Origin of the sequence: Paenibacillus sp. Root444D2, from assembly GCF_001426375.1 — a bacterium.
Taxonomy (GTDB): domain Bacteria; phylum Bacillota; class Bacilli; order Paenibacillales; family NBRC-103111; genus Paenibacillus_E.
Genome location: NZ_LMEO01000034.1, coordinates 72,136 through 95,775 on the forward strand (window position 1 = coordinate 72,136; position 23,640 = coordinate 95,775).

A 23,640-nucleotide genomic window follows, 5' to 3' on the forward strand; every position below is an offset into this window, starting at 1 on the left:
AGAGGATCGACTTTCCCTCTATATTCGGGAAATTTTGGTTACTGTAGCATCGTTAAAGAAAAGGATAAGGGGCCAATCATCCAAAAGTGACTTTGGATGACAGGCCCCTTCTTTACTATTCACTTCCCTGACTTTTGCTGCAGATATAGAATGGCATCCCGAAGCAGCTTGGCGGTCGTACTATCCGTATACTTGCCATCTTTGATGACAGCATCGAAGATAGTCGGATCTTTAAGCTGACTTTGGTTTAGCAGCTTCTGAAGCTGAGTCACCTTGTTCTGCAAGCTGTTATAAGTGCTTTGATTTGGGAAATATCCTAAATTCCATAACAAACGGAGTAAATCGTCCAAATGATCGAGATCCATGATCACTTTCAATACAAAGGTACGTACGATCGTATTGCCCGCGTTATCTGTAGCCGTTACTTCAATCGTGTGCTGACCAATCCACAAGCTTAGAGGTTGGAGGTTAATGTTAGGACTAACAACGGCACCATCCAGTTTAACCACAGATGAGGCCACTCCGCTTAAGGCATCCGTGATACCAACATTCCATACAATCGGATCCGTCAAAAATACAGTTAAAGGACCGGGTATGTTGATTTCAGGTGCTTGCGGATCGAAGCGTACTTCCGCAGAGTGACTAGCTTCCTGATTACCTGCCAAATCAACGCTATAATAGTTTATCGTGTTTACACCGTAGGTGTTTACCGTAACCGAAGTTCCGGCAGTGGCAGTTCCCCCATTTAGGATGTAAAAGGTCTGTTGTACACCGCTCAAAGAATCATAAGCCGCTAATGTGACGGTTTGCGGTGTTCGCTGCCACCCCGCTATTGATGTGTCCGTGGTTGCTGGAGCTGTTTTATCGATGCCTATAATCAAATCTTTAGGCACTTCTTCATTATTAAACACATCAATCGAATGGTATTGGATTTGATATACCCCTTCATCACTGAAGGTGACCGGCTGAGCTGTGACAGGATGCCATGTTCCACCCTGAATTCGGTATTCCGTTTGCCGGATTCCAACGCCAACAGTCGGATGCACGGCTGTAAACGTAACATGCACATCTTGCTTATTGAATGTGCCTGACCCCGTTGCACCGTCCGCTGTCGCTGTTGTCACAGGAGGGGTGACATCTCGCTTCTTCACCTGGAAAGTCATCTCGTTGGTGTTGTTCGTGCGATCCATTTCAGTGAATCGTCCGATATCATTGATATTGACGCTTAACTGGTAGGTGGCTTCTCCATTAGGAACTTCCCAATATCCGTTCTCACCGCCTGCGTTTGTGTAGAGTGTTGCGCTGCCGCCTACAGGGATGGATTGATTATACGTATCCGTATAACCAAACGAACCGCCGTTCAAACCAAACACGGCTCCGGTTATTTTGCCGTCTGGGGTTGGGAGAATACCGACATTTTTCACCGTAACATAGAATCGAATTCCCGTTTGCCCGGCATACGGATCTGCTGGATCCGTTCCAAGATCTGTTACGATAAGATCAGGACCTGGCGTTAGGGGCTGGCGTTCCAAACTCAAAAACTCGAACGATTGATGGATGATCCGGCCGTTCTTAGCGACAACTTTGATGATATGGTTTGCCATAGGGAGACCCGTCTTTTCGAAAACAACCTTCTTCGCGCCTTGTGTGTTTGCTGTTTTCAAATCCACAGTTGCTTGCAGGACATCATCGATATAAACATCTGCCTCACCTAAAGATGACTCAATATCGGAATACCAACGGATTCCCGTACCCTTAAAGCCCATAGCTGTGTAATCGCCCGGGGTTGTCGTTTCATGGAGATTTGCTCCATTGGCGCCAAGAGCGAAGGTAGGGGCGGAATAATACATATTTGTACTGGAATGAATGACGTTCGTCCAGAGTGCTTGAGGCGTTTCATCCAAGATGCCTTCTTTCAACTCGAACCAATCAAAGTAGGCGAACACATTATCGCTGCTCTTGACGATGGACAGCACAAGGTTGCTTATGTCCGCAGGCATCATGACGTTATATTCGACTGTTGTATAGACGTTCGGCTCCGTTCCAGGCAAATCCAGCGTCCGTATCAGCTGATTGTCGATAACGAGATTCACCTTTTTGTTCGCGGCCGCACTATATTTAAGCTTAAGAATGTAATTGGTATTTGCTTTGACAGGAGGTTTCAGCATGTTCATCCGTCCTTGTGTAAAGTACATACCGACGAATGTACCATGATGGGTCACTCCTTCCAGCTCTGTTTGCTCCGCTTCAACATGCAAAGCTCCCGTAGACGTTGTGGTAAAAGGAGATGCCGGCAACGATAAGGAGGATATGGCCAAAGGGTCGCTCGGCACGGATTCGTTGCCAGAGTCGTCATAAGCGATGAGCGTGTATGAGTGTGCGCTTTCCGGTCTAACGTCTTGGTGCGAATAACGGGTTACGGCTTTCGGCAGCTTAGCGAGCAGTACGCCGTTATCATAGAGCTTATATCCGGTGACTTCCGCATTATCTGTAGAAGGCTGCCAAGTTAGCTTGATTTGTTTGTACGAAACGGCCCGTGCTTGCAGCGTAGGCTTGCTTGGTGCTGAATGTTCCAACGGGGTCAAAATGTATTCGACGGCTTCGCCCGGTTGAAGTGTTTCTGATAATTGCGCGCCCAAAGCGGCGTCAATGGTCGTAAAACTGCGTGCAGCCGCATACGTGTTGCCTGCGCCAAAGCGTTCTGCCGCATACTGGGCGTTAGTAGGCAGCGTAACATTGACGTTCATTGTAACCGGTGTCGTTTCAAAATTAACAAAATTGAGCAGAATTTTATTGGACTTCGCGCCGGTGCTGCTCACACCAAGACTTGACGAATCCACCGCGCGGAAATAAGCTTTTTTCCCGGCAAGCTCATTCTGATTTGTATACACATAAGGGAGTGGTTTGCCATGCGTACTGTAGGCTAGCGCTAAACGGCGGAAAACCTTCAAACGCGTTTCATCGGGATCGCTCGTATTGATCCATGCTTCGGCATCGTCTGCGGACTTCATTTCGATGTCCTCTTTGAGCAAGCTGTACTCTCGGAAGTAAGCCGCATGCTGCATGATGTAATCGAGATAGCCGATGGTACTGCGCGTTTCTCGATCAAAGATGGAGGCAAAACGGTGCGTGAACGTATCGTAACGGTTATTGTCGGTATGAAAATCATTAGCTCCCGTTTCACTCATCATCATCGGCTTTGCCATTCCGTCACCCTGATACTCAGGAAAGGTCTTTAACGTCTCAACGACAGCGCCTCCATCACCACTCGAAATCCCGCTTAAGGTATAGCTGTGTCCGTTCGTCATATCGGTATAGTCTTCAATCTGCCTGCGGTAGGCAGGATCACGCTCCCAGCCATCGGGAATTCCTTTGGAGGGCCAGTATGCCCAGCCTGGGGAAACCGCTTTCAACCAAGGGTTTAGCAAAGGCTTCTGCTCACTAACATATTTAGCAAGAGCCAAATCGGCGGCAAATGCATTGTTAAACACGCCGGGTTCATTATCAAGCTCCAAGTACTCGAACAAATCCCCATTTTCTGCAATGAGATTGTTGTAATACTCTTTGAGCTTCTCAGGGACGACCCCCGATGAAAGCTCTGGATCCTTGATATAGGTTCCGAATGGCAGCAGCACGGGTGCCAAATTCAAATCGCGCAAAGCGGTCAACCATTCCCGCGAAAATTGACTGGAACGAATGACGTTCCCGCTGTAGGCGAGTCCCAGCCACTTCGTTACTTCCATCGTTTGCAGATCGCGGTCTTTCAATACATGAGAGACAAGTGCTGTTCCAAGATGGGTATAACGCCCGTGAATCGGTTCCACGGCTGGAGCTCCTAATGCCTCAAGTTTGGCATAATCCCATTCAAACCAATGATATTCATCGCCTTCAGTTCCCGCATACAAGCCTCGATCCAAAGACAGCTTCAGTTCATTAGATCCAACCTTCAGCATTTCCTTCGGAATATAAAGCTCGTAAGTTTCTTTGAATTTTCGAGTCGTATTTCCGCCGTTCAAGCCTACAATTTGGATTAAACCGGCCATCGTATCATTGGAAAATACAGCTAATTGCGGAACGGATACATACGCGTCCAAGCTTCTGAAGCTGAACTGCACGCCATGCTCCGGGATCTCTGGCAAGTTGTAAGTAATAACCATAGAACCGTTGCGGCTAAGCTTCAGTCCTTTAGACACCGAACTCCAATCTGTGCGAGTAGCCCTGTCGGAAGGAAGGCTGAAGGACTCAACGGGTGTTGATTTATAATCGCCAAATTCGGTCGACTGCTGATTATCAAGCCCGATCTTCCAAAGCGTTGTATAAACCGGCGCAGGTTGTTCTACGGAAGTTAGCGTGTAAAAGGCGGTTGAATACAGAATTTTTCCGGCAGGTTGCGCCGTCGTTTCTTTCAACCGAACCTGTATTTGTCCCGTCGTGTAGTTGACATTGTCCAGTTGAAGCGGGTTCGTTGTTACGGTTTGCCACGTGTAACCGCGATCTGTGGTGTATTCATAGGCTGCCACATCTGGAAAACCGGGAACGGGCGTCCATCCGAATGTATTCGCTGTGTCGTCCTGCACCGGATTTGTTGGCGCATCAGGCAGCACATAAGGTGTCAGGTAAGTGCCAGGAATAACCTGTTGGGCTATTCCCGGCCCTTGCCAGGCGACAGCCAGATTGTCATTCGAGGTGTTTTCTTTGTGCAGCGCCTCGATATAGTATCTTTTTCCGCTGGATAGCGGAATGATCACCGATTTCTGAGTGGGAGATTTACCCCACTCTCTGGGCTTGGCGAAGACGGTATTAGACGCTATCTTCTCTTTGTGCGCAGGATCGCCATCCGGACTCAACCATAGCTCGGAGCTGTCATCCGCTGCGATCCAGAAGGTGTAGCCTCCGCTGACTGGCGGCGTCAGAAAACCATAAACACGAGAACCATAGAGATCCCCCGTATTGTTCGGTGTCTCGAAGTTAGCGAGTAACCTCGAACCCGATGGAGGGGTCTTTACAGGAATCTGTTCCACCTTCCCCCCAGGAACGTTATTCCAATAGTCTTGGGTAATACCTGCTGCAGCCGCAGCTGCACGATGCGCTGGAAGGAGAGGAAACAGTGAAACAATGATTGCCGACAGAAGGATTGAAACAAGGAGTTTTGACTTGTGTAGGGATCTCATAATTACCTCCAGGTTAAGAGATTATCAATAGGATTCCCTAATCCTATCCGGGGTCCACGTCATGTGTAGACGGCGCTCCGATCCATCTAACATTGAAGCGCCGCTCCTCCTTCGTTCTATTTCAACTCTTTCTGAGACTGTTCAGCGAATTTGTACAGATCATCAATACTAAATACCTTGGATTTGTTGTTCTCATACCATTTGGCGTAATAATCATCGACTTGTTTGCCGCCTGCTTTTTCCCATACATCCTTAGCATCCTTCACAGCTTGCTGTGCGGTGTAGCCAGTGCCACCTACCAGAGCTTTCAACCAAATATCGCCTTTATCGATGTTGTTGGATTTGCTTGTGCTTTTGACAATCGCTTGCAGATCATCAGGCAGTACCGGTAAGAAGTCATAACCAAGCGAAGGAATAGGACGATCTTTATTAATATAGATTTCTTTGGATTTGAGGTTGATGTCGAGCAGTTCTTTCTGGGTTGGCACTTCTGGACGCAGGTTCACCAGATACACTTCCGCACATTTGCCCAGCAGCAAATCGGATCTCATCATATTCAGATCATCGGTGTACAGTTCTTTCTTGTTTTTCTCTGTGTCGATAGGCTGCAAACAGCCATTTGAACCTTTTTGCGAATGTGTACCCTCAATACCGTTTTTCAACAGGCTTGCATTTTGGGGATCCACCATCCAGTCAATATATTGCATAATCGCTTTCGGATCCTTCGCTTTGGCATTAACGACACCGACCATTTGCACAGGTGTACTAATAATCGGGCTGAACTGCCCGAATTGGCTTTTCGGTAAAGCCATCGGAATGACCTTAGCCGTAGGGTTGTTCTTCTTCAAAGTTTCATAGTTCGAAATGGTAAACCATGCACTGTCGATCGCGAAAATCCCTAATTTTCCATTCATAAAATCTTGAATGCCCTTTTGTCCGTTTTTATCTGTGAGAAAATCTTTATCGACTAAACCGTCGTCAAACAAACGCTTCTGGAATTCTACGGATGCCTGGAGACGTTCCCAATCATGTACAAATGTACCGTTTTGCTCGGCCCAATCGATCGAACGACCGAAGATGTGGCTGATCACGGAGAAGCCGACACCGCTCAGGTTGATACCGAACGTATCCTTTTTACCATTACCGTCCGGATCCTGGTTCACGAACGCTTTGGCTACGTTGTACAATTCATCGGTTGTCGTCGGAACCTGCAGGTTCAGCTTCTGGAGCCAATCCTCACGGATTAAGAGACGATGATGCGGGGCCACAACATTTAAACGTCCGATTTCATACAATTTGCCGTCTTCCTTCGTTCCAATCTTGCGCAGCAGCGGGTATTTCTCTAGAATTTGCTTGTAGTTTGTGCTGTATTTGTCAATCATCTCATCGATCGGCATCAGCAGCTTCTGCGAATACCAGCTGTTCCTGTAGTTGGCATCATACTCCAGAATCAAATCCGGTGCGCTTCCCGAGGCAAGCAAGGCATTAAATTTCGGGAACGATTCCCAGCGGGGAACGGGTGTATATTTAACATCGACAGGACCGTTCTTGTTGATCCAATCCACCCAACGGTTTTTATCCCAGTTGCCTTCCTCCGGAGGAATATTGCCCCGATCATAGACGGAAACGTTAATGGCACCTCTTTTAGCCGGTTCGACTGCTGGGGTCGTATTCGGGCTTGACGATGTCCCTGGATCATTGACTTTGGCTGTGGAGCAGCCTGCCAATACCGCGATACAAGCTAGTGTAGACAGTAGAGCTTTCTTATGACCCATACGTAATATAAACATGGATATACCCCCCCTTAGATCATTCGTTTCCTAAAACAGCTTAAGTTAGGTTGTGTTGTCCTTCGTCTTATCCTTTAATCGCGCCGATCATGACCCCTTTAACAAAATACTTCTGCAAAAAAGGATAGACGATCAGCATAGGCACAATGAGTACGATTACTCCGGCCGCTTTGATGGATTCTGGTGTCATTTGCTGCAAATCATCCGGTCTCACGGAATTAAGCTCTTGAAGAATCGATTGGCTGGCGACCATCTGTTGAATCATAACCGCCAAATTCATTCGTGTGCTGTCATTGATAAACATAAGTACGTGTAAGAATGAATTCCAATACCCGACGCCATAGAATAAAGTCAACGTAGCCAGTACTGGCAGGGATAACGGAAGAATAATCCGGGTGAGAAGTCTCCATTCTCCACAGCCATCCATGCGTGCTGCCTCTTCAAGCTCTTCAGGCACATTCATAAAGAAGGTCCGAAGCACAAGCATATTGAACGCGCTGATCAGTCCCGGCATCCATATGGCACCGTAAGTATCCAGTAAGCCGAGACTTTTCACGATCAGAAACAGAGGAATTAACGGTGTTCCGAACAGCATGGTAAATACGATAGCCAGTGTAAAAAAGCGACGCGCATAGAAAAATTTCTTGGCTAACGGATAAGCCGCCATGATCGTAAACCACATGCTTATCACAACGCCGACAACAGTAATCACGACACTATTGCGAAAGGCTTTGACCATATTCGTGCCAACATATAAGGCTTTGTACGCTTCTACAGTCCAGCCTTGCGGCCATAGGGTTACATGTCCCGATACAATTGCCTGATAGCTGCTCAAGGATAGGGATACGATATGCATCAAGGGAAGAACGCAGCTTAGAGCTGCAAGGCTAAGGAATATATAATTGATCGTGTAAAAGATTTTCTCATCCCATGTTGGTTTCATGATGGGGAGGCTCCTTTCTTACCACAGTCCTTGATCGAATTTACGGGCAAGCTGATTCGCAAGGACGACGAAGAAGAAGCCGACCAGAGATTCAAACAACCCGACCGCCGTAGTTAAACTGAACTGTCCTCCTTGAACACCCACGATAAAGATATAGGTGCTGATGACATTCGAGACATCCGAAACGGCTGCATTTTGGAGCGTGTACACATGGTCAAACCCCACTTCCATGACAGTACCCATACTCAGAATCAGCATGAGAATTATTGTGCTGCGAATACCTGGCAGCGTGACATGCCAGATCTGCTTCCATTTGGACGCACCGTCGATGCTGGCAGCTTCATACAGGTGCGTATCGATCGAGGTAAGAGCAGCCAGATAAATGATCGCTCCCCATCCAGCTTCCTTCCAAATTCCAGATTCGAGGAAGATGGCTATCCAACTATGCTCCTGATACAAGAAGGCAGTAGTGTGACCCGTCCATAGCTCCAACAGCTTGTTAATGATACCGGATTGCTGGGAAAATATCGTAACGACAATGCCTCCGACAATGACCCATGAGAAAAAATGAGGAACATAGATTAGCGTTTGAACAACCTTTTTGAACCGCATGGCGCGAACTTCATTCAGTAGGATGGCAATGATAATCGGAAAGGGAAATCCAGCGACAATGCTTAATAAACTCAATGTGACCGTGTTGCGGATGATAGTCAGCGTCTGGGGTTGGGTGAAAAGTGCCTTGAAATGCTTTAGGCCAACCCATGGACTTCCCCATATGCCATCCATCAAGTTATAGTTCTTAAAGGCAATAACATTCCCTAATATTGGAAAATATCGAAAGATAATAAAGTAAGCAATAACCGGTACAAACATAATCAACAGCGGCATATTTTGCTTGAAACGACGACGGGGGTGCAGCGACTTGGCGGTAGTTTGGGCAATTCTTCGAGTAGAAATCATGGGGGCTGATTGAATGTTGTCTAGCGGTGTATGTGGCATCGTGTGTCACCTCCTTTAGTGTGAAAATTGAACCATCTTTTGCTCCCTTGCCGTCGATGGAATCAATGTAACTCAGAGGTGCAATCCTTCACAATATACATGAATTAGCGAATAAACTCTTTTGAAACCCCTTGCTGTACAAGGCTTTAGTGGATTTGATGCAGAGGTGAATAAACAACAATTAACAATATACTTTTCTTGAAAAATGGTATGATTACTCTTGCTTTCGGTAATCGCCTGGCGTGACGCCGGTATACTTCTTGAAAGCGCGTATAAACGAAATAGCATGCGTGTATCCAACCATGCCCCCGATGTCTTGGACGGAGTCACGGCTGCTCTGGAGCAGCTTTTTCGCTTGTTCCATCCGGATCTTAACGAGATAATCGACGAATTTTTCACCAAACTCTTCTTTGAATGCACGGCTGACATGCGAGGCATGAAGCTGAAACTGCTCGCTTAGCGAAGTAAGCGACAACTCCGGATCTGCATAATGGGTCTCCACGTAGGTGCGGATCTGGTTCATGACCGCATGTGTGCTTCTGTCTTCACGAACAGCTGCCATCCGTTGCGATACTTCTTCTAACATGTGAAACCACGCTGCATATAATTCTTCGATTGTATCGAACTGTTCAATGGCGTCGTTCAGCTGGGGCAGCGCGATTTGCCATAACTCCTGCAGCTCGGCTGATAGCTCCATCATCTCCCGGTGTAAATGATAAATTAAATAATTCATGAGATTGCGGATCTCATCATAGGAGAATAACCCGACTTTTAATTCGGTGAAAATTTGCTCCAAGGCTTGCTTCCAACCCTTGTCCCCCAAGCGAAATGACTGAGCCAGTGATTTGACCAGGGGCAAATGCTTATACATTTCCTTCTCCGAGGACGCTTCGGATTCCCAATGATAGAGGACACGATTCGTTCCTAAGGTCGATTTAAAGCGAAGAACATGGACGGCAGCCTCGTAGGAATGAACTAGCTCTTGAACTTGTCCAACCACATGCCCGACACCAAGCGTAATGCGGAAATGCAGATGCTGCTCGACCCAGGAGCGAACATTTTCGCACAGATTGGCCGCGAGCTTCTCGCTGTTTTTGGCATTCTCATCGGCAAATATCACAACACTAAGCCTATGTGTAGCTGTCCATTCCGCCCATACAGTAAGGCCAAGCGGTTCAGCCGTTTCATAAACGACACGGCTTAGTACAAATTTCAGCAGCTCTTGATCCTTTTGAGAGAACATTCTGCATACTTCCATATACTTATCCATCTCGATGACCGCTGCAGCAAGCTGACCGAAGCCGGAAGGCAATTGCAGCCGATTCATCTCGGCTTTCCAGTCTGCATAATCGACCGCCCGGCTGCCCTCCAGCCATTCTTTGAAAAAGTGCCGCCGCCGGAATACGATATCTTCCTCATGCTGCTTCTCATAGCGGCTGGATAACTCCATGAGGTTGCCGATGGCTCGATCAATATACTGGAATTCGTCTTGTTTCTTGCCCTCGACTCCCATCGATTTTAGTTCGGAATAGGCATGGATACGGGACATAATTAACTGAATTGGCCGATAATTGCGATGGGTCACATAGGTCATCCAGACCCCGCCAAGGACAACCATAACTAGTCCCAATCCGATCCATACATAAGAGAATACAGAGGTGAATGTAAATAAATAGTCATCGTTGAGGCCGCTTCGGTATTCCCAATTCGTATAGCTAGAATGGATTCGGGTTAGCTCGGACCCTCTTTTCTTAAATCCTGCTGCGCCATCTTCGTTTCCGGATGCCATCAGCTGTTTGCCTTCGGGGTCGTATACTTCGATGAAGCTGATCTTTGAATTGGACATATCTCCGACCATTCTTACAATAGATTCCATACTGATGTTGACAACGACGATGCCCTTTTGCCCGGATAGCAGAGGAATTTTGCGTACTAACGAAATGACGACTTTACGCTGATCCATCTCAGCAAATTCTTTAAAGACCCGCTGATTCGTCAGCTGATACTGAGAAGGGCTCTTCATCATCTCTTCTATGAACATTTTATCGCCGAAACGGTCTGCCGTTATCATCGTGTTTGGGCTAATGACCATTTGATCAGAAACACGGTAAAAATAAACCGAATCAATAAACTTGTTGTAATTCATCATCCCCCGAATCAATTCGGTGACTTCATAAGCGGAGTAATAGGGATTTCCCTCAAATTTGTTATCAAAAAACTGGTCAATTCGGTTATTGGTTTGCAGCTCCTTAATCACATATTCGTCTATCGTCTTCAAGGCATAGTCAACCGACTGCATGATATGCAAGGCATACGTTTTATTTGCATTTTCAGCTTCTTTTTTGGACAGTTGGCTGATCGAAAGAATAATAAGCACAATGAGCACAGAAGTGATCATGAAAAATACAGGCAAATAGGAAAACAGAAGCCGATAAAACCATGGTTTTGTCATAAAAACGCTCCTCTAACTTATTCCAAATGCTATGAAATAACAGTATCGCCGCATTCCTATTGCGACTGTTCACTGTCGTACGTTATATGCAAAATATTCAGGTATCATGCTTGTATAAGTGAATACGCATGATACTGGCATTGCTATAAAATTAACCTTGAGGCATTATCCCCTTGGTTCAGGACAAGCTCGGTGAAGGGAGTTAGTCTTAATTGAGTGTTTCTATGTGCACTATCCCTTTGGTTCAGGATATGCTCGGTGAAGAGAGTTAGTCTTAATTGAGAGTTTCTATGTGCACTGTCCCTTTGGTTAAGGAAAAGCTTGGTGAAGGGAGTTAGTCTTAATTCAGAGTTTCTATGTGCACTATCCCTTTGGTTCAGGATATGCTCGGTGAAGAGAGTTAGTCTTAATTGAGAGTTTCTATGTGCACTGTCCCTTTGGTTCAGGAAAAGCTTGGTGAAGGGAGTTAGTCTTAATTGAGAGTTTCTATGAGCACTATCCCTTTGGTTCAGGAAAAGCTTGGTGAAGGGAGTTAGTCTTAATTGAGAGTTTCTATATGCACTATCCCTTTGGTTCAGGATAAGCTTGGTGAAGGGAGTTAGTCTTAATTGAGAGTTTCTCTGTGCACTATCCCTTTGGTTCAGGAAAAGCTGGGTGAAGGGATTTAGTCTTAATAGAGTTTCTCTGTGCACTATCCCTTTGGTTCAAGTTCGAAAGAAGCTAAAGAGGTAATTTTGTAGACTGCTCAGAAAAAGGTTTTTGAAAAGGATTGAATGGGAAGAAAGGAGACAAGAAAAAGTTAATTGAAATCAATGGAATCATAAACTGGATAAAAATGATATTCCTACATCTGTGCGGAACTAATCAAATTAAATAGAACTAACCAAACTAAATAGAACTAACTAATCTACGTAGAACTATCCAAACTACATAGAACTATCCTGATGTGAACTGAAGTAAACCAAAACCATTCCAGAAAGATATGATAATGCCCCGCCACGGCGACAACGAATTATATACATCAATTATATAGCACTGCTAAACCAATTACTCTTCCTTTCTGAGTATAAGGGATAGTGCAAATAGGAAGATAAATAAAACCCGCCACTTCAGCTGAAACAGCTTGAATGGCGGGTTTGTTGTATCTTGGTTAATTTATCCGCAAGAACAGTTCAGGACAGGCTTGCGGGCGGCGAGCGCTTCGTCCATACGGCTGACGACGGTGGTATAGGGAGCGTTTTTGACGAGCTCCGGGTTTTCTTCGACTTCTTTGGAGATGGCGATCATCGTGTCTATGAATTCGTCTAAGGTTTGTTTGCTTTCGGTTTCTGTTGGCTCGATCATGATGCATTCTTCAACGCTGAGCGGGAAGTAGATTGTTGGCGGGTGGTAGCCGAAATCAAGCAATCTTTTGGCAATGTCAAGTGTGCGTACACCGAGCTTCTTCTGGCGGTTGCCGGAAAGCACGAATTCGTGCTTACAGAAACGAGGGTGAGGCACATCAAAGTAGGGTGTCAATCTAGCCAGCATATAGTTCGCATTCAAGACGGCATACTCGGATACTTTGCGTAAGCCTTCTGGACCGAGTGTACGAATATAGGTGTACGCGCGGACGAGGATGCCGAAGTTGCCGTAAAAGCTTTTGACACGACCGATCGTTTGCGGATAGTTGTAGTCGAAATAAAAGCTGCCATCTTCGCGCTTCGCAACGAGTGGAGTGGGTAAGAACGGGATCAGCTTTTCTTTGACGCCAACGGGGCCTGCTCCAGGTCCGCCTCCGCCGTGCGGAGTACTCATGGTTTTGTGCAGATTGAGATGCACGACGTCGAAGCCCATGTCGCCGGGGCGAGTGATGCCCATAATGGCGTTGGCATTAGCTCCGTCATAGTAAAGCAGTCCGCCTGCTGCATGTACGATCTCGGCGATTTCGACGATTTGTTCTTCGAACAAGCCGAGTGTGTTCGGATTCGTAAGCATTAACGCCGCGGTATCGGGACCAACGGCTTTGCGAAGCTCATCGAGATTCACGAGGCCGCGCTCGCCCGATTTAATGGTTATCGTTTGGAAACCTGCAACAGTCGCACTGGCAGGGTTAGTGCCGTGCGCGGAATCGGGACAGATGACTTTGGTCCGCTTCTCGCCGCGGCTTTCGTGGTAGGAACGGATCATCATAAGTCCGGTCCATTCACCATGAGCGCCAGCCGCCGGCTGCAAGGTTACGCGGTCCATACCGGTGAGCGCTTCAAGGTCATTTTGGAGATTGTAGAGCAGCTCCATTGCGCCTTGCAGCGATTCTTCCGGTTGGTACGGATGTATTTTGGCGAAGCCGGGGAAACGGGCTACATCTTCGTTTATTTTTGGGTTGTATTTCATCGTACACGAGCCAAGTGGATAGAAGCCATTGTCGATGCCGAAGTTGCGACGGGAAAGGGCCGTATAGTGACGGATGACGTCTACTTCATACACTTCTGGCAGGTCGGGTTCAGTCTGACGCCTAAACTTGGCTGGCAGGAGATTGTTCAAATTGACTTCTGGCACATCGGAATCAGGAAGTGAATAGGCGACACGACCTGGGTGGCTCATTTCAAAGATAAGCGCTTTGGCGTCTGATTTCACGTTCACGTTATTTTCGCTCATACGAGTTCCTCCAGTGCAGCTGCGAAGGCATCGATATCTTCGCGCGTTCTTTGCTCTGTAACGGCAATAAGTATATGGCCGGCGAGCTCGGGGTAGTCGCGGCCGAGGTCGTAGCCGCCGATGATGTTATGCTGCAGGAGCTTACTGTTCAGCTCCTGCACGTTCGTGCCGTCGGGCAGTTTGACGGCAAATTCATTGAAGAAGCTGCCTGCGAATGGCAGCGAGAATTTAGAAGATGCGGCTAAGCGGTTTGCCGCGTAATGGGCTTTCTGGACGTTGAGCTTGCCAACGTCTTGGATGCCCTGCTTGCCCATCGTGGACAAGTACACGGATGCGCAAAGCGCGAGAAGCGCTTGGTTGGAGCAGATATTCGACGTGGCTTTCTCACGTCGGATGTGCTGCTCCCGCGCTTGGAGCGTAAGGACGAAGCCGCGTTTGCCATCGCGGTCAACGGTTTGGCCCACGATGCGCCCAGGCATGCGGCGCATCCAGCTTTCGGCGACGGCGAAGTAGCCGCACGTCGGCCCGCCCAGCGCAGCTGGGATGCCGAGCGGCTGGCAGTCGCCGACGACGATGTCAGCGCCGAGCTTGCCCGGCGCCTCAAGCAGCCCGAGCGTGAGCGGATTCGCGCTCACGACGAGCAGTGCGCCCGCGCCGTGCGCGAGGGGCTCAGCGGTCCCGATATCCTCCAAGCAGCCGAAGAAATTCGGCGATTGGAGGATGACCGCAGCCGCGTCATCGCTAAGCTTGGAGGTGAGGTCCTCGAAGTCGGTCACGCCCTCTGGCGTAAGCCCGATCTCGACCACTTCCAAGTTCAGCCCGCGGGCGGTCGTGCGCAGGATGGCACGCGCCTCCGGGTGCACCGCGCGAGAGACGAGCAGACGGCTGCGCTTCGTCGCTCCGCTAGCCAGGGCGCCGGCTTCGGCCAGCGCCGTTGCGCCATCGTACATCGAGGCGTTCGCTACGGCCATGCCGGTGAGCTCACAGATGTACGACTGAAACTCGAAAATCGCCTGCAGCTCGCCTTGGCTGATTTCCGGTTGGTAGGGCGTATACGCTGTGTAGAACTCTGAGCGCGAGATGACATGATTGATCACCACCGGAAGGTGATGATCGTAGATGCCAGCGCCGAGGAAGCTGGCATACCGGTCAAAGTCGGCGTTGCGGCTCGCCAGACCGCGCATATAGCGCAGAAGTCCTTGCTCATCCAGCGCCTTCGATACGTTCAGTTCGCCTTGAAAGCGAACCTTCTGGGGTATATCTTGAAACATCTCCTCCATGGATGAGATGCCGATGGTCTCCAGCATTTCTTTCTGATCCTGCTCCGTAATAGGCAAATAGCGGTGCTTCATGATGACGGCTTGCTCCTCTCTTGAGACGAATGGCTTACGGTTTTCTTTTATAAAAAGGGGTGGCAACGACTTTTGCTTTGACCTGAGCCCCTCTAATTTCCACATTCAATTCCGTACCTAGCGCACTGTAAGCGGAATCGATTAAAGCCAAGCCCACATTCGTTTTGAAAGTTGGAGATTGCGTCCCTGTTGTGACTTCACCGATCTGTTTCCCATCCATATTGAAAACAGCATAATGCGGACGGGGAATGCCGCGTTCGACCATTTCAATGCCTACGAGCTTGCGAGGTATACCGTTTGCCTTTTGACCAGCGATCACGTCGCGGCCTATGAAATCTCCCTTATCCAGCTTCACAAAAAACGAAAGTCCAGCCTCTAGTGGTGTAATATCCTTGGAAAGCTCTTGCCCATAAAGGGGGAGACGAGCTTCGAAACGGAGCGTATCGCGAGCGCCTAAGCCAACTGGTACAAGACTGAGATTTTGATCAGCACTCAGCAGCAGATTCCAGAGCTTTATCGCATCATCTTTGTCAACATACAGCTCAAATCCATCTTCCCCCGTGTAGCCTGTGCGCGAAACGAGTGCCTGAATTCCCGATACTTCCACATCTTGAAGGAAGCGGAACGATTTTAAGGATTGAATCGGTGCTTCTGTAACTTTAGCAAGGATTTGTTCCGCATGGGGACCTTGGAGGGCTAGCATAGCCGTTTCGTCAGAGACATTGGTCAATTCCACACGACCCGTGAGGTTCATCTGCATCCATTCCACATCTTTATCGATATTGGATGCATTGATGACCAGCATGTAGTTGTTATCACCAAGTTTGTAAACGAGCAGATCGTCTACAACGCCACCAGTCGGATAACACATAAGGCTATATTGGCATTGACCTGCTTCCAGCTTGGACACATCATTTGTTGTTATTTTTTGCAGAAAAGGGAGGGCGTCCTCTCCACTTACTCGGACTTCCCCCATGTGGGACACGTCAAAAAGCCCGGCCTGCTGTCTGACGGCGTCGTGCTCTTTTTGAATACCTGCGAACTGCACGGGCAGCTCCCAGCCTCCAAAATCAATGACTCGCGCTCCATGCTCCGCATAAATCGGGAAGAGCGGTGTTCGTTTTAGCATGCTCGTAACCTCACCTTCGATTGTTGACATTACTATTTTGCCCGAAATATAAGCCAGAAAATGCAAAAAAGAGCAAAAAGTATGCAACACAAACATACCTTTTGCCCTGTCCTTTTTACCTGAGAGTTACCTTGCGCGAACTTCATGTCCGTCAAGTTTCCCCTTGGGTGTCCGTTTTGCCGCTGTTTGCGGAAATCCGAAGCTCTCCAGAGATGCGTCCGATACAGGTCCTTTTGCCTGAGAGATTCACCACACTAGGGCTTACTCCTTCGGCGCCGCGAGCTTTCCTTGCGGTCTCTCCCTATACCATCATTCGCCAATATTTAATTAGTTTATAGTATTATTATGTGCCCAAATTGGTGTGAATTGTCAACTGCAACTTTTGAAAAGTGAGACTAGCCGCCTTAGTCCGGCTGTGTTGGCAAAATTTACTGCGACCACCTTGACTTTGATGTTCCCATTAGATTAAGCTAAAAGCAAAATTTGCTGGTAAGCGAGGCGTTAAACGATGAGTGAAGTACAAGCCAATTTGTTATACACCAAAGAGCACGAGTGGGTAGAGAAGCTGTCGGATACAGTGGTTCGCGTAGGCATTACTGATTTTGCCCAAGATCAATTGGGGGATATTGTGTTTGTGGAGCTTCCTAAAGTCGGAACATCCGTTACCGCGAATGAAAGCATTGGCAGTGTGGAATCGGTTAAAACGGTTTCGGATATTTTCTCACCTGTTTCGGGCAAAGTAACTGCAGTAAATAGTTCACTGGAAGGTTCACCTGAGTTGGTAAACAGTGCGCCATTCAGTGAGGGTTGGATGGTTGAAGTCGAAGTTACAGGTGCTGAAGCTTTGGAAGGCTTACTTACGCCAGCTGAATATGCATCTTACATTGGTAATGACTAGTAGTTTTTAGGATGGAGGTTTTCTCATGTTATTTGGGCAAAAGCCACAGGAGCCGAATGACCGTGTTCCCCCTGGCCAAACGCTGACACAAGGCTGGCCTGTGCTTCATTACGGGTCTGTGCCTTATTATAATGATATGAGCAAATGGAATCTGCGTGTCTTTGGCTTGGTTGAGGAGGAGTTTCAGATCTCATACAAAGACTTCATGGCTCTTCCACGCAAAGAGTTCGCAAACGATATTCACTGCGTAACCACATGGTCCAAGCTAGACAATGTGTGGGAAGGCATTGCTGTTTCTGAGCTTATGAGCAAAGTGAAGCTGAAGCCTGAGGCCACACATGTCATGCTGCACGCGGAGCATGGCTGGACGACAAATCTTCCGCTCGAGGACTTCCTCCGTGAGACGTCTTTTCTGGGCATCAGGCACAATGGCGAACTGCTTACACCTGACCACGGGGCTCCTGTTCGCATGGTTGTGCCGCATCTTTACTTCTGGAAGAGTGCGAAATGGCTGCGCGGCATCGAGTTTATGCCGAAGGATAAGCCGGGCTTTTGGGAGCGGAATGGGTATCATATGTATGGTAACCCGTGGGCCGAAGAGCGATATGATTTTGATTAAAGAAATAAAGAAATCGAATAGATCGAAAATAATTTGCGGGTATGTTTGGGATATGTTAGAGTAAAAATAACAAAGAGACGGATTCGCGGTCCGTCTCCTGCACAACACTTGGGTGGAGACACTCCGAGTGAGATACCGGAAATGAATAACCCCTACCCTACGGCGCTAACCTGAGTGGGGTTATTTTATTTTCATATACGTCAACAGCGCGAGATGCGTTGGCGATCCCTTTAGAGAGCAAAGGTATGATTTCGATTAGAGATAGCTGTTAACTGCATGAGAAAGAAGTCTTGTATGATCTATTTAATAAGGTGAAATCCACAAATAAATTATTACCCAGCACTTATATCTGTCTCCCGTAATAGGATGTATGAAATCACATCATTAGGAGGCATGCAACAGATGCAGAAGAAAAAGCTAACAATAAAGAGAAAAACAAACTTAGTAGTACAGAGGCACGTTCATGAATTTGAAGGTAGTACAAAACTAGCTGAAGAAGGTTCTGATCGACATAACCATCGATTTGCTGGTGTTACAGGGCAAGCGATTCGAGTAGGAACAAGTCATGTCCATGAAATTGATCTCACGAAAACTGATTTCTTAAATCATTTTCATAATCTGAAAAGGATTAGAACTGGACCGGCTATTTCAGTCGGAAATGGCAAACATGTACATTTTGTTACAGGCCAAACTACATTAAATGATGGTCATGTTCACCAATTTAATTTTGCTACATTGATTCAAGCGCCTCTTGTTTAATGAACAATTGTAAGTATCTAACTGGTTAGAGGCAGGTTGCTATTGCAACTTGCCTCTTTGTATACAAAACCATTGTGGGCATGGCTGTTCTGTTTTGTGACTACTGTGTTTTTGATCATCTTTTTTAAAATTCCGATTTCTACTATGAAGTAAAACGTAGCTAGCCTCTCCTGAAATGAAAGATTGCAAATTATATTCTGATAAGTTACTATTAGATTAGTAATTGATCAATAACTAATGTATGTAACTTTAAAGGTGGAATGAATGATGACAAAGAATTCTTCAACTTCAGTGAATCGACGAGCAGATATTGTATCCGCTGCCATCGAAGTTTTTGCTGAAATTGGTTATTACCGTGCTACGACAGCAAAAGTTGCGGAACGCGCACAAATTTCTCAGCCTTATGTTTTCCGGTTTTTTTCAACAAAAGAAGCACTGCTGCAAGAAGCGCTCGAGGTGTCATGGACACGAATTCTTGAGGCTTTCCGCGCGGTTATTGAGACCGTTGCTCCTGATCAGCTTGAGAAAGAACTGGTCGATGCTTATATTCATATTATGAAATCTTACCAAAATGAAACACTGCTGCAAATGCAAGCTCAAACGATTAAAGAGGACATGATCGCAGAGGTCATGCAAAAGGGATATCGGGATGTTCAGCAAGTGGTGCTAGAAGCTTTTAAGCGGGCAGGTTTCGAAAAACCTCATGAGAGAACCATGATTTTTCTTGCTAGAGGGATGTTGTGCAATATTTCAATGGCGCTGTCTTTACCGGAATTAATGCTTATGGATGAATAAGCTGATTCTGGTTTATTTTAAAGTAAGTGATCAATCGATTTCCGGTGACAAAAAAAATGAAGTGCAAACTGGCAACAGTAGGCACTTCATTTTACGTTTCTATTACAATAGGCCAGGAACTGTAAGAGTCGCCGAACGATAGCCTACATCAGATTCTCCGTGCATGACCTTGAAAATTACGTTTACACTCTGTGATGTTGCACCCAACGTAATGATCCCGGAGTTTGAAATTTTTAAAATATCATTGCTGCTCTCTATAGAAACTGTATAACCTGCTGGTATGACTGGCAGAGTCAACAGCGTCTGTCCTATAGACGGATTAGTAATGACCATTGTAGCTGCAATGTACTGCGCAGAACGCTCAAGCATGAAGTCGCGGAAAGCAGGTGAGCTGTTATCCACCAAGGTCGGATAAACTTGAGTGCTGTAGTCACTGGATCTATAAGCGGACAGTGTATGCGAACCCGCGTTTAAATTTTTGAAATGGTAGAATCCATTTATATCGGCTGTTGTGGTTCCGGAAGTAGCTCCGCTTAATGTTACTGTAGCTCCGAATACCGGTGCATGATTCTCACCTTTTACAAATCCGAAAATGTCTCCGTAATTAACCTGCTTCACATTCGTCCATGTCAGTGTATGATTGTTCGGAACATCCGCTTGAATAAACACGTCAGCGTCGCTGATGATAGTCACCGGACGTGATGGAATTACAAGCGATTGAGATGATAAACCAATGATGGACTTATAGATATAGATTGTACTGACTGTAGAATCTAGTAGTGCTGCATTAAGTCTTTCCACGTTTCCTGTCTCTGCCTGTCCAGAACCGCCAATAAAGGCAACTTGGTTATTAGGCTCATCCATTTTATCTGAAATAAAGAATGAGTATGATGAATACGAACGTTTAACAGGTCCGAAGTAGCCGCCGAGGTTAACGTTAAATTGATTGACATTTGCGCCAACCGCATAAGCTAGTTCTGAATCGGAGGACACGGGGGCAGTGCTTAAAGTCAAGAATGAACGGTTCGTTACGTGCGCTGAGGCTGTATCCATTAAATTGTTGAGGGTGGCATCCAAATAACCCGGTTTACTCATCTTCCAAGTGAAATACATATCCTGTATGGCATTGGTAAATATGAACTTTCCATCCGTTCCAGAGATGACAGTAGTTCTCAGACCGTTGCTCATCTCCATCGTAATCTCAGCCCCAGATAAAGGATTATAGCGAGAATCCGTTGCAATCCCTGAAACCGTTACAAACTGTACACCCATTACATCCGTTACTTGATTTATTCCTTCCTTAACGTTGACGACAAAACCGCTCATCCCATAGGAGGAAGTCGTAAAAAAGCTGCGGGTTCCAACTGGAACATTCGGAAATACAAATTGTCCTTGATTATCCGTCACTGTTGGAGGCAACACCTCAGAGGCAGCGCCTCCCGTGTTGATTTTAACGGAGACACCTGCTAATGGAACCATGTTAGCGGCGTATACGGTTCCTGTCACAGTGCCCGTAGGCAGGGTGACTTGAATCGGCTGTGATAAGTTTGTCACCTCTCCAGATAAAATAGTAAATGGTGTTGAATCTGACTCATATATTGCCGCGGTAACCGTGTTACCGGTGGATGCTTCTATATCGGAAATGGTGAAACGACCATGTTCATTAGTTAATGCTGATTTAGTAGACTCTTTTAAATTCACAGCAACGAGGTTCATCGGTTCGCCGATTTGGTCAACAACAAGTCCCGTAACCGTACCTGTGGATACATAATTCGGAATACTTACAGGAGATATTTGTCTAACCATCGCCTTGACATCCAAGTTATTGATCACACCGTCATCATTTATATCTGCAACTCCGTAAGTGTTGATGTACGTAACGATGTCATCTAGGTGAATTCCGTCGCCGTCAGAGTCAAAGGGTACTGCAGCTTGGACGGCCGAGCTCCATAATACGCCTAACAAAGTTAAGCTAATGAGACTTAATTTTAACTTTTTCAATTCTCCACATCCTTGCCAAAAATAATTAGGTACGATTCCCCAAATTTTATTTCGCTATAAATCGACAAATTCCTGTATTTTTTTGAATTTGATTTTTTGGGTATACTCGGGGAGGTTAATAATTTTAACAGCCAGAAAAATGGGGAAATGAAGTGGAGGCAAGTACTTTGAACAAATTGAAGGCTATATAGACGTTCCTGGAGTCCGAGGTTTTTGGCTAAAGCGGAGTGATTTGGCAGCTTGAGGTGACAATTAGGCAGAAGTGCACATACACTGTCTTAGGGTTGAGAGGGGTGTCTGATGAATGCCTTCAATTGTTAATGGTGCTATCAAGATCAATAGTGTCACCTCTGGTTCAAATGTCCAGATCGGAGATACCTTCATTATTAACCTATCAAGCAATTCGAAAATCTTCGCAGGAGCTAACTCCTTTTCCCCAGGCGATAGCTTTGGAAGTGTCCAAAGTGTGCTAAACGGCAGCACCAATACCATAGATCCGGATATTGTCGATACGCCGAACACGAATATTTAAATGAGATGAGATTACTTCCACATATTGGAGGGTCGTTCTGGCTAGGAAGACGGTCCTAAAGAGTTATATGGGTTCGAAGGTTATACGAGGATCAAACCATATGACTTACCATATAGGGGATAGTGCATCTTGCTTAGACTAAAGTCGATTCGTTTAAAGAAGAGAAATGTAGTGTGGCTCATCCCGGTATTGATTCTTGGAACTGGTGCTTTTCCAGATATTCGGGACAGCGGTTGGTGGAATGTGTTAGGCATTATTCTTTTTTTGACTATCATTTTTGTATGTGGCTGGGATTGGTTTCGAGTGGTTCAGGAACAACGCGAACGCGAACAAATGTGAACCATAGATCCAACGCTTTGACTGTATGAGAACAAAAACCCCTATATGGGGTTTTTGTTAGTTATACCCTGACATAAGGCTGTCAGGGTATTTGCTGTATGATAAAGGTAACACTTGAAAAGACGCAAGAAAAGTGAAAAGAGGAGATGGTATCTATGACTCATCCTGCACTAGAAATGTACAATTACCACGTCTGGGCGAACCAAACCATGTTGAATCGATTAAAAGAACTTCCAGAGGACGTTTACAATAAGGAGATTAAAAGCGTTTTTTCTACGATATCGAAGGCGATCGCTCATATTTACTTGATGGATGCGTGCTGGTTAGACATTATCTCCGGTAAAAGCATGAGGGAAGCCATGGCCGATTCAGCCCAATTGACTGCTGACGTAGAGTCCAAGGGGATCGAGGAGATGGAGAAGCTGTACGTCCAGATATCAGAGCGGTTTAAAACTTTTTTGAACCAACAGGAAGATATGGAAAAAAGGATTATGCTTGATAATCCTTATACGCGACAGCGTGATACCAGCTTATCTGAAATGGTTTTGCAGGTCGTTAATCACGCAACTTATCACCGCGGTAATATTACGGCTATGCTGCGTCAAATGGGGCATGCATCTGTGATGACCGAGTATGCGCTTTATTGGTACTCCTAAACATAAAACGGCTCTGTCGCAATGGATGCGAACAGGGCCGTTTGTGGCTTATACCTTAATTCATGGATGCGCCTTCAGTGAATATTTGGAAGGTAACACCGAACTTGTCTTTTACCTGTCCATATGCGGGGCTAAAATGAGTCTCTTGGAGCTCCATAATGACTTGGCCGCCTTCCTTCAGGCATTATAGAACTGTTGTGATTTTTCCTTATCATCCGATGTAATACAGACAGTCACGTTATCGCCCTTTTGAACAGTCTGACCTGGAAATGTATCGGAAAACATCAAACTAGACTCGCCAACTTGCAACATGGCATGTCCAATACGCCCCTTAGCATCCTCTGGTAAAGGAAAATCTGGGTTAGCCGGCATCTCGCCGAAAGATTGCGTGAAAAGAACTTGGGCATCCAATGCCTTTTCATAGAATTGAATAGCTTCCCCTGCATTGCCGTCCATCACTAAATAAGCTGTTAATTTTACTGTCATTATAAATGCCTCCTTGGTTTTACACTAAAATTGTTTACCTCTTATTATTACCATAAACACATCAAAAAATAAAGAACATTTG

The 23,640-nt window shown here is 46.3% G+C and carries 16 protein-coding genes, 1 pseudogene and 2 riboswitches; of the genes and pseudogenes, 7 read left to right on the plus strand and 10 right to left on the minus strand.

From position 1 onward, the window contains the following. Positions 1-119: 119 nt before the first annotated feature. The 8 genes from ASD40_RS18770 to gcvT form a co-directional block, all read right to left on the minus strand. Positions 120-5,171, minus strand: a complete 5,052-nt coding sequence (locus ASD40_RS18770; protein ID WP_057304696.1) for an OmpL47-type beta-barrel domain-containing protein — start codon at positions 5,169-5,171, stop codon at positions 120-122. Positions 5,172-5,287: 116 nt separating this feature from the next. Beyond that, a complete protein-coding gene (locus ASD40_RS18775) occupies positions 5,288-6,961 on the minus strand; it encodes an extracellular solute-binding protein (RefSeq protein ID WP_057304697.1) in 1,674 nt (557 codons plus the stop codon). Positions 6,962-7,028: 67 nt separating this feature from the next. After that, positions 7,029-7,904 carry a carbohydrate ABC transporter permease gene (locus ASD40_RS18780; protein ID WP_057304698.1) on the minus strand — a complete coding sequence of 292 codons (876 nt, stop codon included), beginning with the start codon at positions 7,902-7,904 and terminating at the stop codon, positions 7,029-7,031. An 18-nt stretch (positions 7,905-7,922) separates the two neighbouring features. Next, positions 7,923-8,864, minus strand: coding sequence for an ABC transporter permease (locus ASD40_RS18785; protein WP_057305089.1), 942 nt, complete (start codon positions 8,862-8,864; stop codon positions 7,923-7,925). Between the two features lie 253 nt (positions 8,865-9,117). Further along, complete coding sequence (locus ASD40_RS18790; RefSeq protein ID WP_057304699.1) at positions 9,118-11,355, minus strand: helix-turn-helix domain-containing protein; 2,238 nt, start codon at positions 11,353-11,355, stop codon at positions 9,118-9,120. A 1,155-nt stretch (positions 11,356-12,510) separates the two neighbouring features. Then, positions 12,511-13,992 (minus strand): aminomethyl-transferring glycine dehydrogenase subunit GcvPB, encoded by a 1,482-nt coding sequence (gene gcvPB, locus ASD40_RS18795; protein WP_057304700.1) that lies wholly within the window; start codon positions 13,990-13,992, stop codon positions 12,511-12,513. Next, a complete protein-coding gene (gcvPA, locus tag ASD40_RS18800) occupies positions 13,989-15,344 on the minus strand; it encodes an aminomethyl-transferring glycine dehydrogenase subunit GcvPA (RefSeq protein WP_057304701.1) in 1,356 nt (451 codons plus the stop codon). Before gcvPA ends, gcvPB begins: the two co-directional genes overlap by 4 nt. Positions 15,345-15,378: 34 nt before the next feature. Then, the gene (gene gcvT / locus ASD40_RS18805; RefSeq protein ID WP_082562323.1) at positions 15,379-16,473 is read right to left on the minus strand and encodes a glycine cleavage system aminomethyltransferase GcvT; all 1,095 of its coding nucleotides are present in this window, start codon (positions 16,471-16,473) and stop codon (positions 15,379-15,381) included. A gap of 104 nt (positions 16,474-16,577) precedes the next feature. After that, positions 16,578-16,685: riboswitch (glycine riboswitch) on the minus strand. A 3-nt stretch (positions 16,686-16,688) separates the two neighbouring features. Beyond that, a riboswitch (glycine riboswitch) is annotated at positions 16,689-16,786 on the minus strand. A 195-nt stretch (positions 16,787-16,981) separates the two neighbouring features. On the opposite strand from gcvT, the gene gcvH reads away from it, so the two are divergent. The 4 genes from gcvH to ASD40_RS18825 all read left to right on the plus strand — a co-directional run bounded on the left by gcvH (position 16,982) and on the right by ASD40_RS18825 (position 19,544). Continuing rightward, positions 16,982-17,371, plus strand: a complete 390-nt coding sequence (gene gcvH / locus ASD40_RS18810) for a glycine cleavage system protein GcvH (protein WP_057304702.1) — start codon at positions 16,982-16,984, stop codon at positions 17,369-17,371. A gap of 25 nt (positions 17,372-17,396) precedes the next feature. After that, on the plus strand, positions 17,397-17,990 hold the full coding sequence (locus ASD40_RS18815; protein WP_057304703.1) for a sulfite oxidase-like oxidoreductase: 594 nt from the start codon (positions 17,397-17,399) through the stop codon (positions 17,988-17,990). Between the two features lie 402 nt (positions 17,991-18,392). Further along, positions 18,393-18,749, plus strand: coding sequence for a YmaF family protein (locus tag ASD40_RS18820; RefSeq protein ID WP_057304704.1), 357 nt, complete (start codon positions 18,393-18,395; stop codon positions 18,747-18,749). A gap of 267 nt (positions 18,750-19,016) precedes the next feature. Further along, positions 19,017-19,544: a TetR/AcrR family transcriptional regulator gene (locus ASD40_RS18825; protein ID WP_057304705.1), complete on the plus strand. Its 528-nt coding sequence runs from the start codon at positions 19,017-19,019 to the stop codon at positions 19,542-19,544. A gap of 102 nt (positions 19,545-19,646) precedes the next feature. Here ASD40_RS18825 and ASD40_RS18830 read toward each other — a convergent pair whose 3' ends face one another. Beyond that, positions 19,647-21,545: a carboxypeptidase-like regulatory domain-containing protein gene (locus tag ASD40_RS18830; RefSeq protein WP_057304706.1), complete on the minus strand. Its 1,899-nt coding sequence runs from the start codon at positions 21,543-21,545 to the stop codon at positions 19,647-19,649. 304 nt (positions 21,546-21,849) lie between these two features. Between ASD40_RS18830 and ASD40_RS18835 the strand changes: the two genes are divergently transcribed. The 3 genes from ASD40_RS18835 to ASD40_RS18840 all read left to right on the plus strand — a co-directional run bounded on the left by ASD40_RS18835 (position 21,850) and on the right by ASD40_RS18840 (position 23,072). Then, positions 21,850-22,077 (plus strand): spore germination protein, encoded by a 228-nt coding sequence (locus tag ASD40_RS18835; protein WP_056835022.1) that lies wholly within the window; start codon positions 21,850-21,852, stop codon positions 22,075-22,077. A 129-nt stretch (positions 22,078-22,206) separates the two neighbouring features. Beyond that, positions 22,207-22,416: a hypothetical protein gene (locus ASD40_RS37290; RefSeq protein ID WP_156390104.1), complete on the plus strand. Its 210-nt coding sequence runs from the start codon at positions 22,207-22,209 to the stop codon at positions 22,414-22,416. A gap of 155 nt (positions 22,417-22,571) precedes the next feature. After that, complete coding sequence (locus tag ASD40_RS18840; protein ID WP_057304707.1) at positions 22,572-23,072, plus strand: DinB family protein; 501 nt, start codon at positions 22,572-22,574, stop codon at positions 23,070-23,072. 55 nt (positions 23,073-23,127) lie between these two features. Here the strand turns inward: ASD40_RS18840 and ASD40_RS18845 are convergent. Further along, a pseudogene (locus tag ASD40_RS18845) lies at positions 23,128-23,558 on the minus strand (VOC family protein). Between the last annotated feature and the right edge of the window lie 82 nt (positions 23,559-23,640).

What these genes read in the sequence shown, in the direction of transcription:
- ASD40_RS18820 (WP_057304704.1), top strand. Translation starts at nt 18,393, where the DNA reads ATGCAGAAGAAAAAGCTAACAATAAAGAGAAAAACAAACTTAGTAGTA.
- ASD40_RS18775 (WP_057304697.1), bottom strand. Translation starts at nt 6,961, where the DNA reads ATGTTTATATTACGTATGGGTCATAAGAAAGCTCTACTGTCTACACTA.
- ASD40_RS18825 (WP_057304705.1), top strand. Translation starts at nt 19,017, where the DNA reads ATGACAAAGAATTCTTCAACTTCAGTGAATCGACGAGCAGATATTGTA.
- ASD40_RS18815 (WP_057304703.1), top strand. Translation starts at nt 17,397, where the DNA reads ATGTTATTTGGGCAAAAGCCACAGGAGCCGAATGACCGTGTTCCCCCT.
- gcvPB (WP_057304700.1), bottom strand. Translation starts at nt 13,992, where the DNA reads ATGAGCGAAAATAACGTGAACGTGAAATCAGACGCCAAAGCGCTTATC.
- gcvH (WP_057304702.1), top strand. Translation starts at nt 16,982, where the DNA reads ATGAGTGAAGTACAAGCCAATTTGTTATACACCAAAGAGCACGAGTGG.
- gcvPA (WP_057304701.1), bottom strand. Translation starts at nt 15,344, where the DNA reads ATGAAGCACCGCTATTTGCCTATTACGGAGCAGGATCAGAAAGAAATG.
- ASD40_RS18785 (WP_057305089.1), bottom strand. Translation starts at nt 8,864, where the DNA reads ATGATTTCTACTCGAAGAATTGCCCAAACTACCGCCAAGTCGCTGCAC.
- ASD40_RS18835 (WP_056835022.1), top strand. Translation starts at nt 21,850, where the DNA reads ATGCCTTCAATTGTTAATGGTGCTATCAAGATCAATAGTGTCACCTCT.
- gcvT (WP_082562323.1), bottom strand. Translation starts at nt 16,473, where the DNA reads ATGCTAAAACGAACACCGCTCTTCCCGATTTATGCGGAGCATGGAGCG.
- ASD40_RS18790 (WP_057304699.1), bottom strand. Translation starts at nt 11,355, where the DNA reads ATGACAAAACCATGGTTTTATCGGCTTCTGTTTTCCTATTTGCCTGTA.
- ASD40_RS18780 (WP_057304698.1), bottom strand. Translation starts at nt 7,904, where the DNA reads ATGAAACCAACATGGGATGAGAAAATCTTTTACACGATCAATTATATA.
- ASD40_RS18840 (WP_057304707.1), top strand. Translation starts at nt 22,572, where the DNA reads ATGACTCATCCTGCACTAGAAATGTACAATTACCACGTCTGGGCGAAC.
- ASD40_RS18770 (WP_057304696.1), bottom strand. Translation starts at nt 5,171, where the DNA reads ATGAGATCCCTACACAAGTCAAAACTCCTTGTTTCAATCCTTCTGTCG.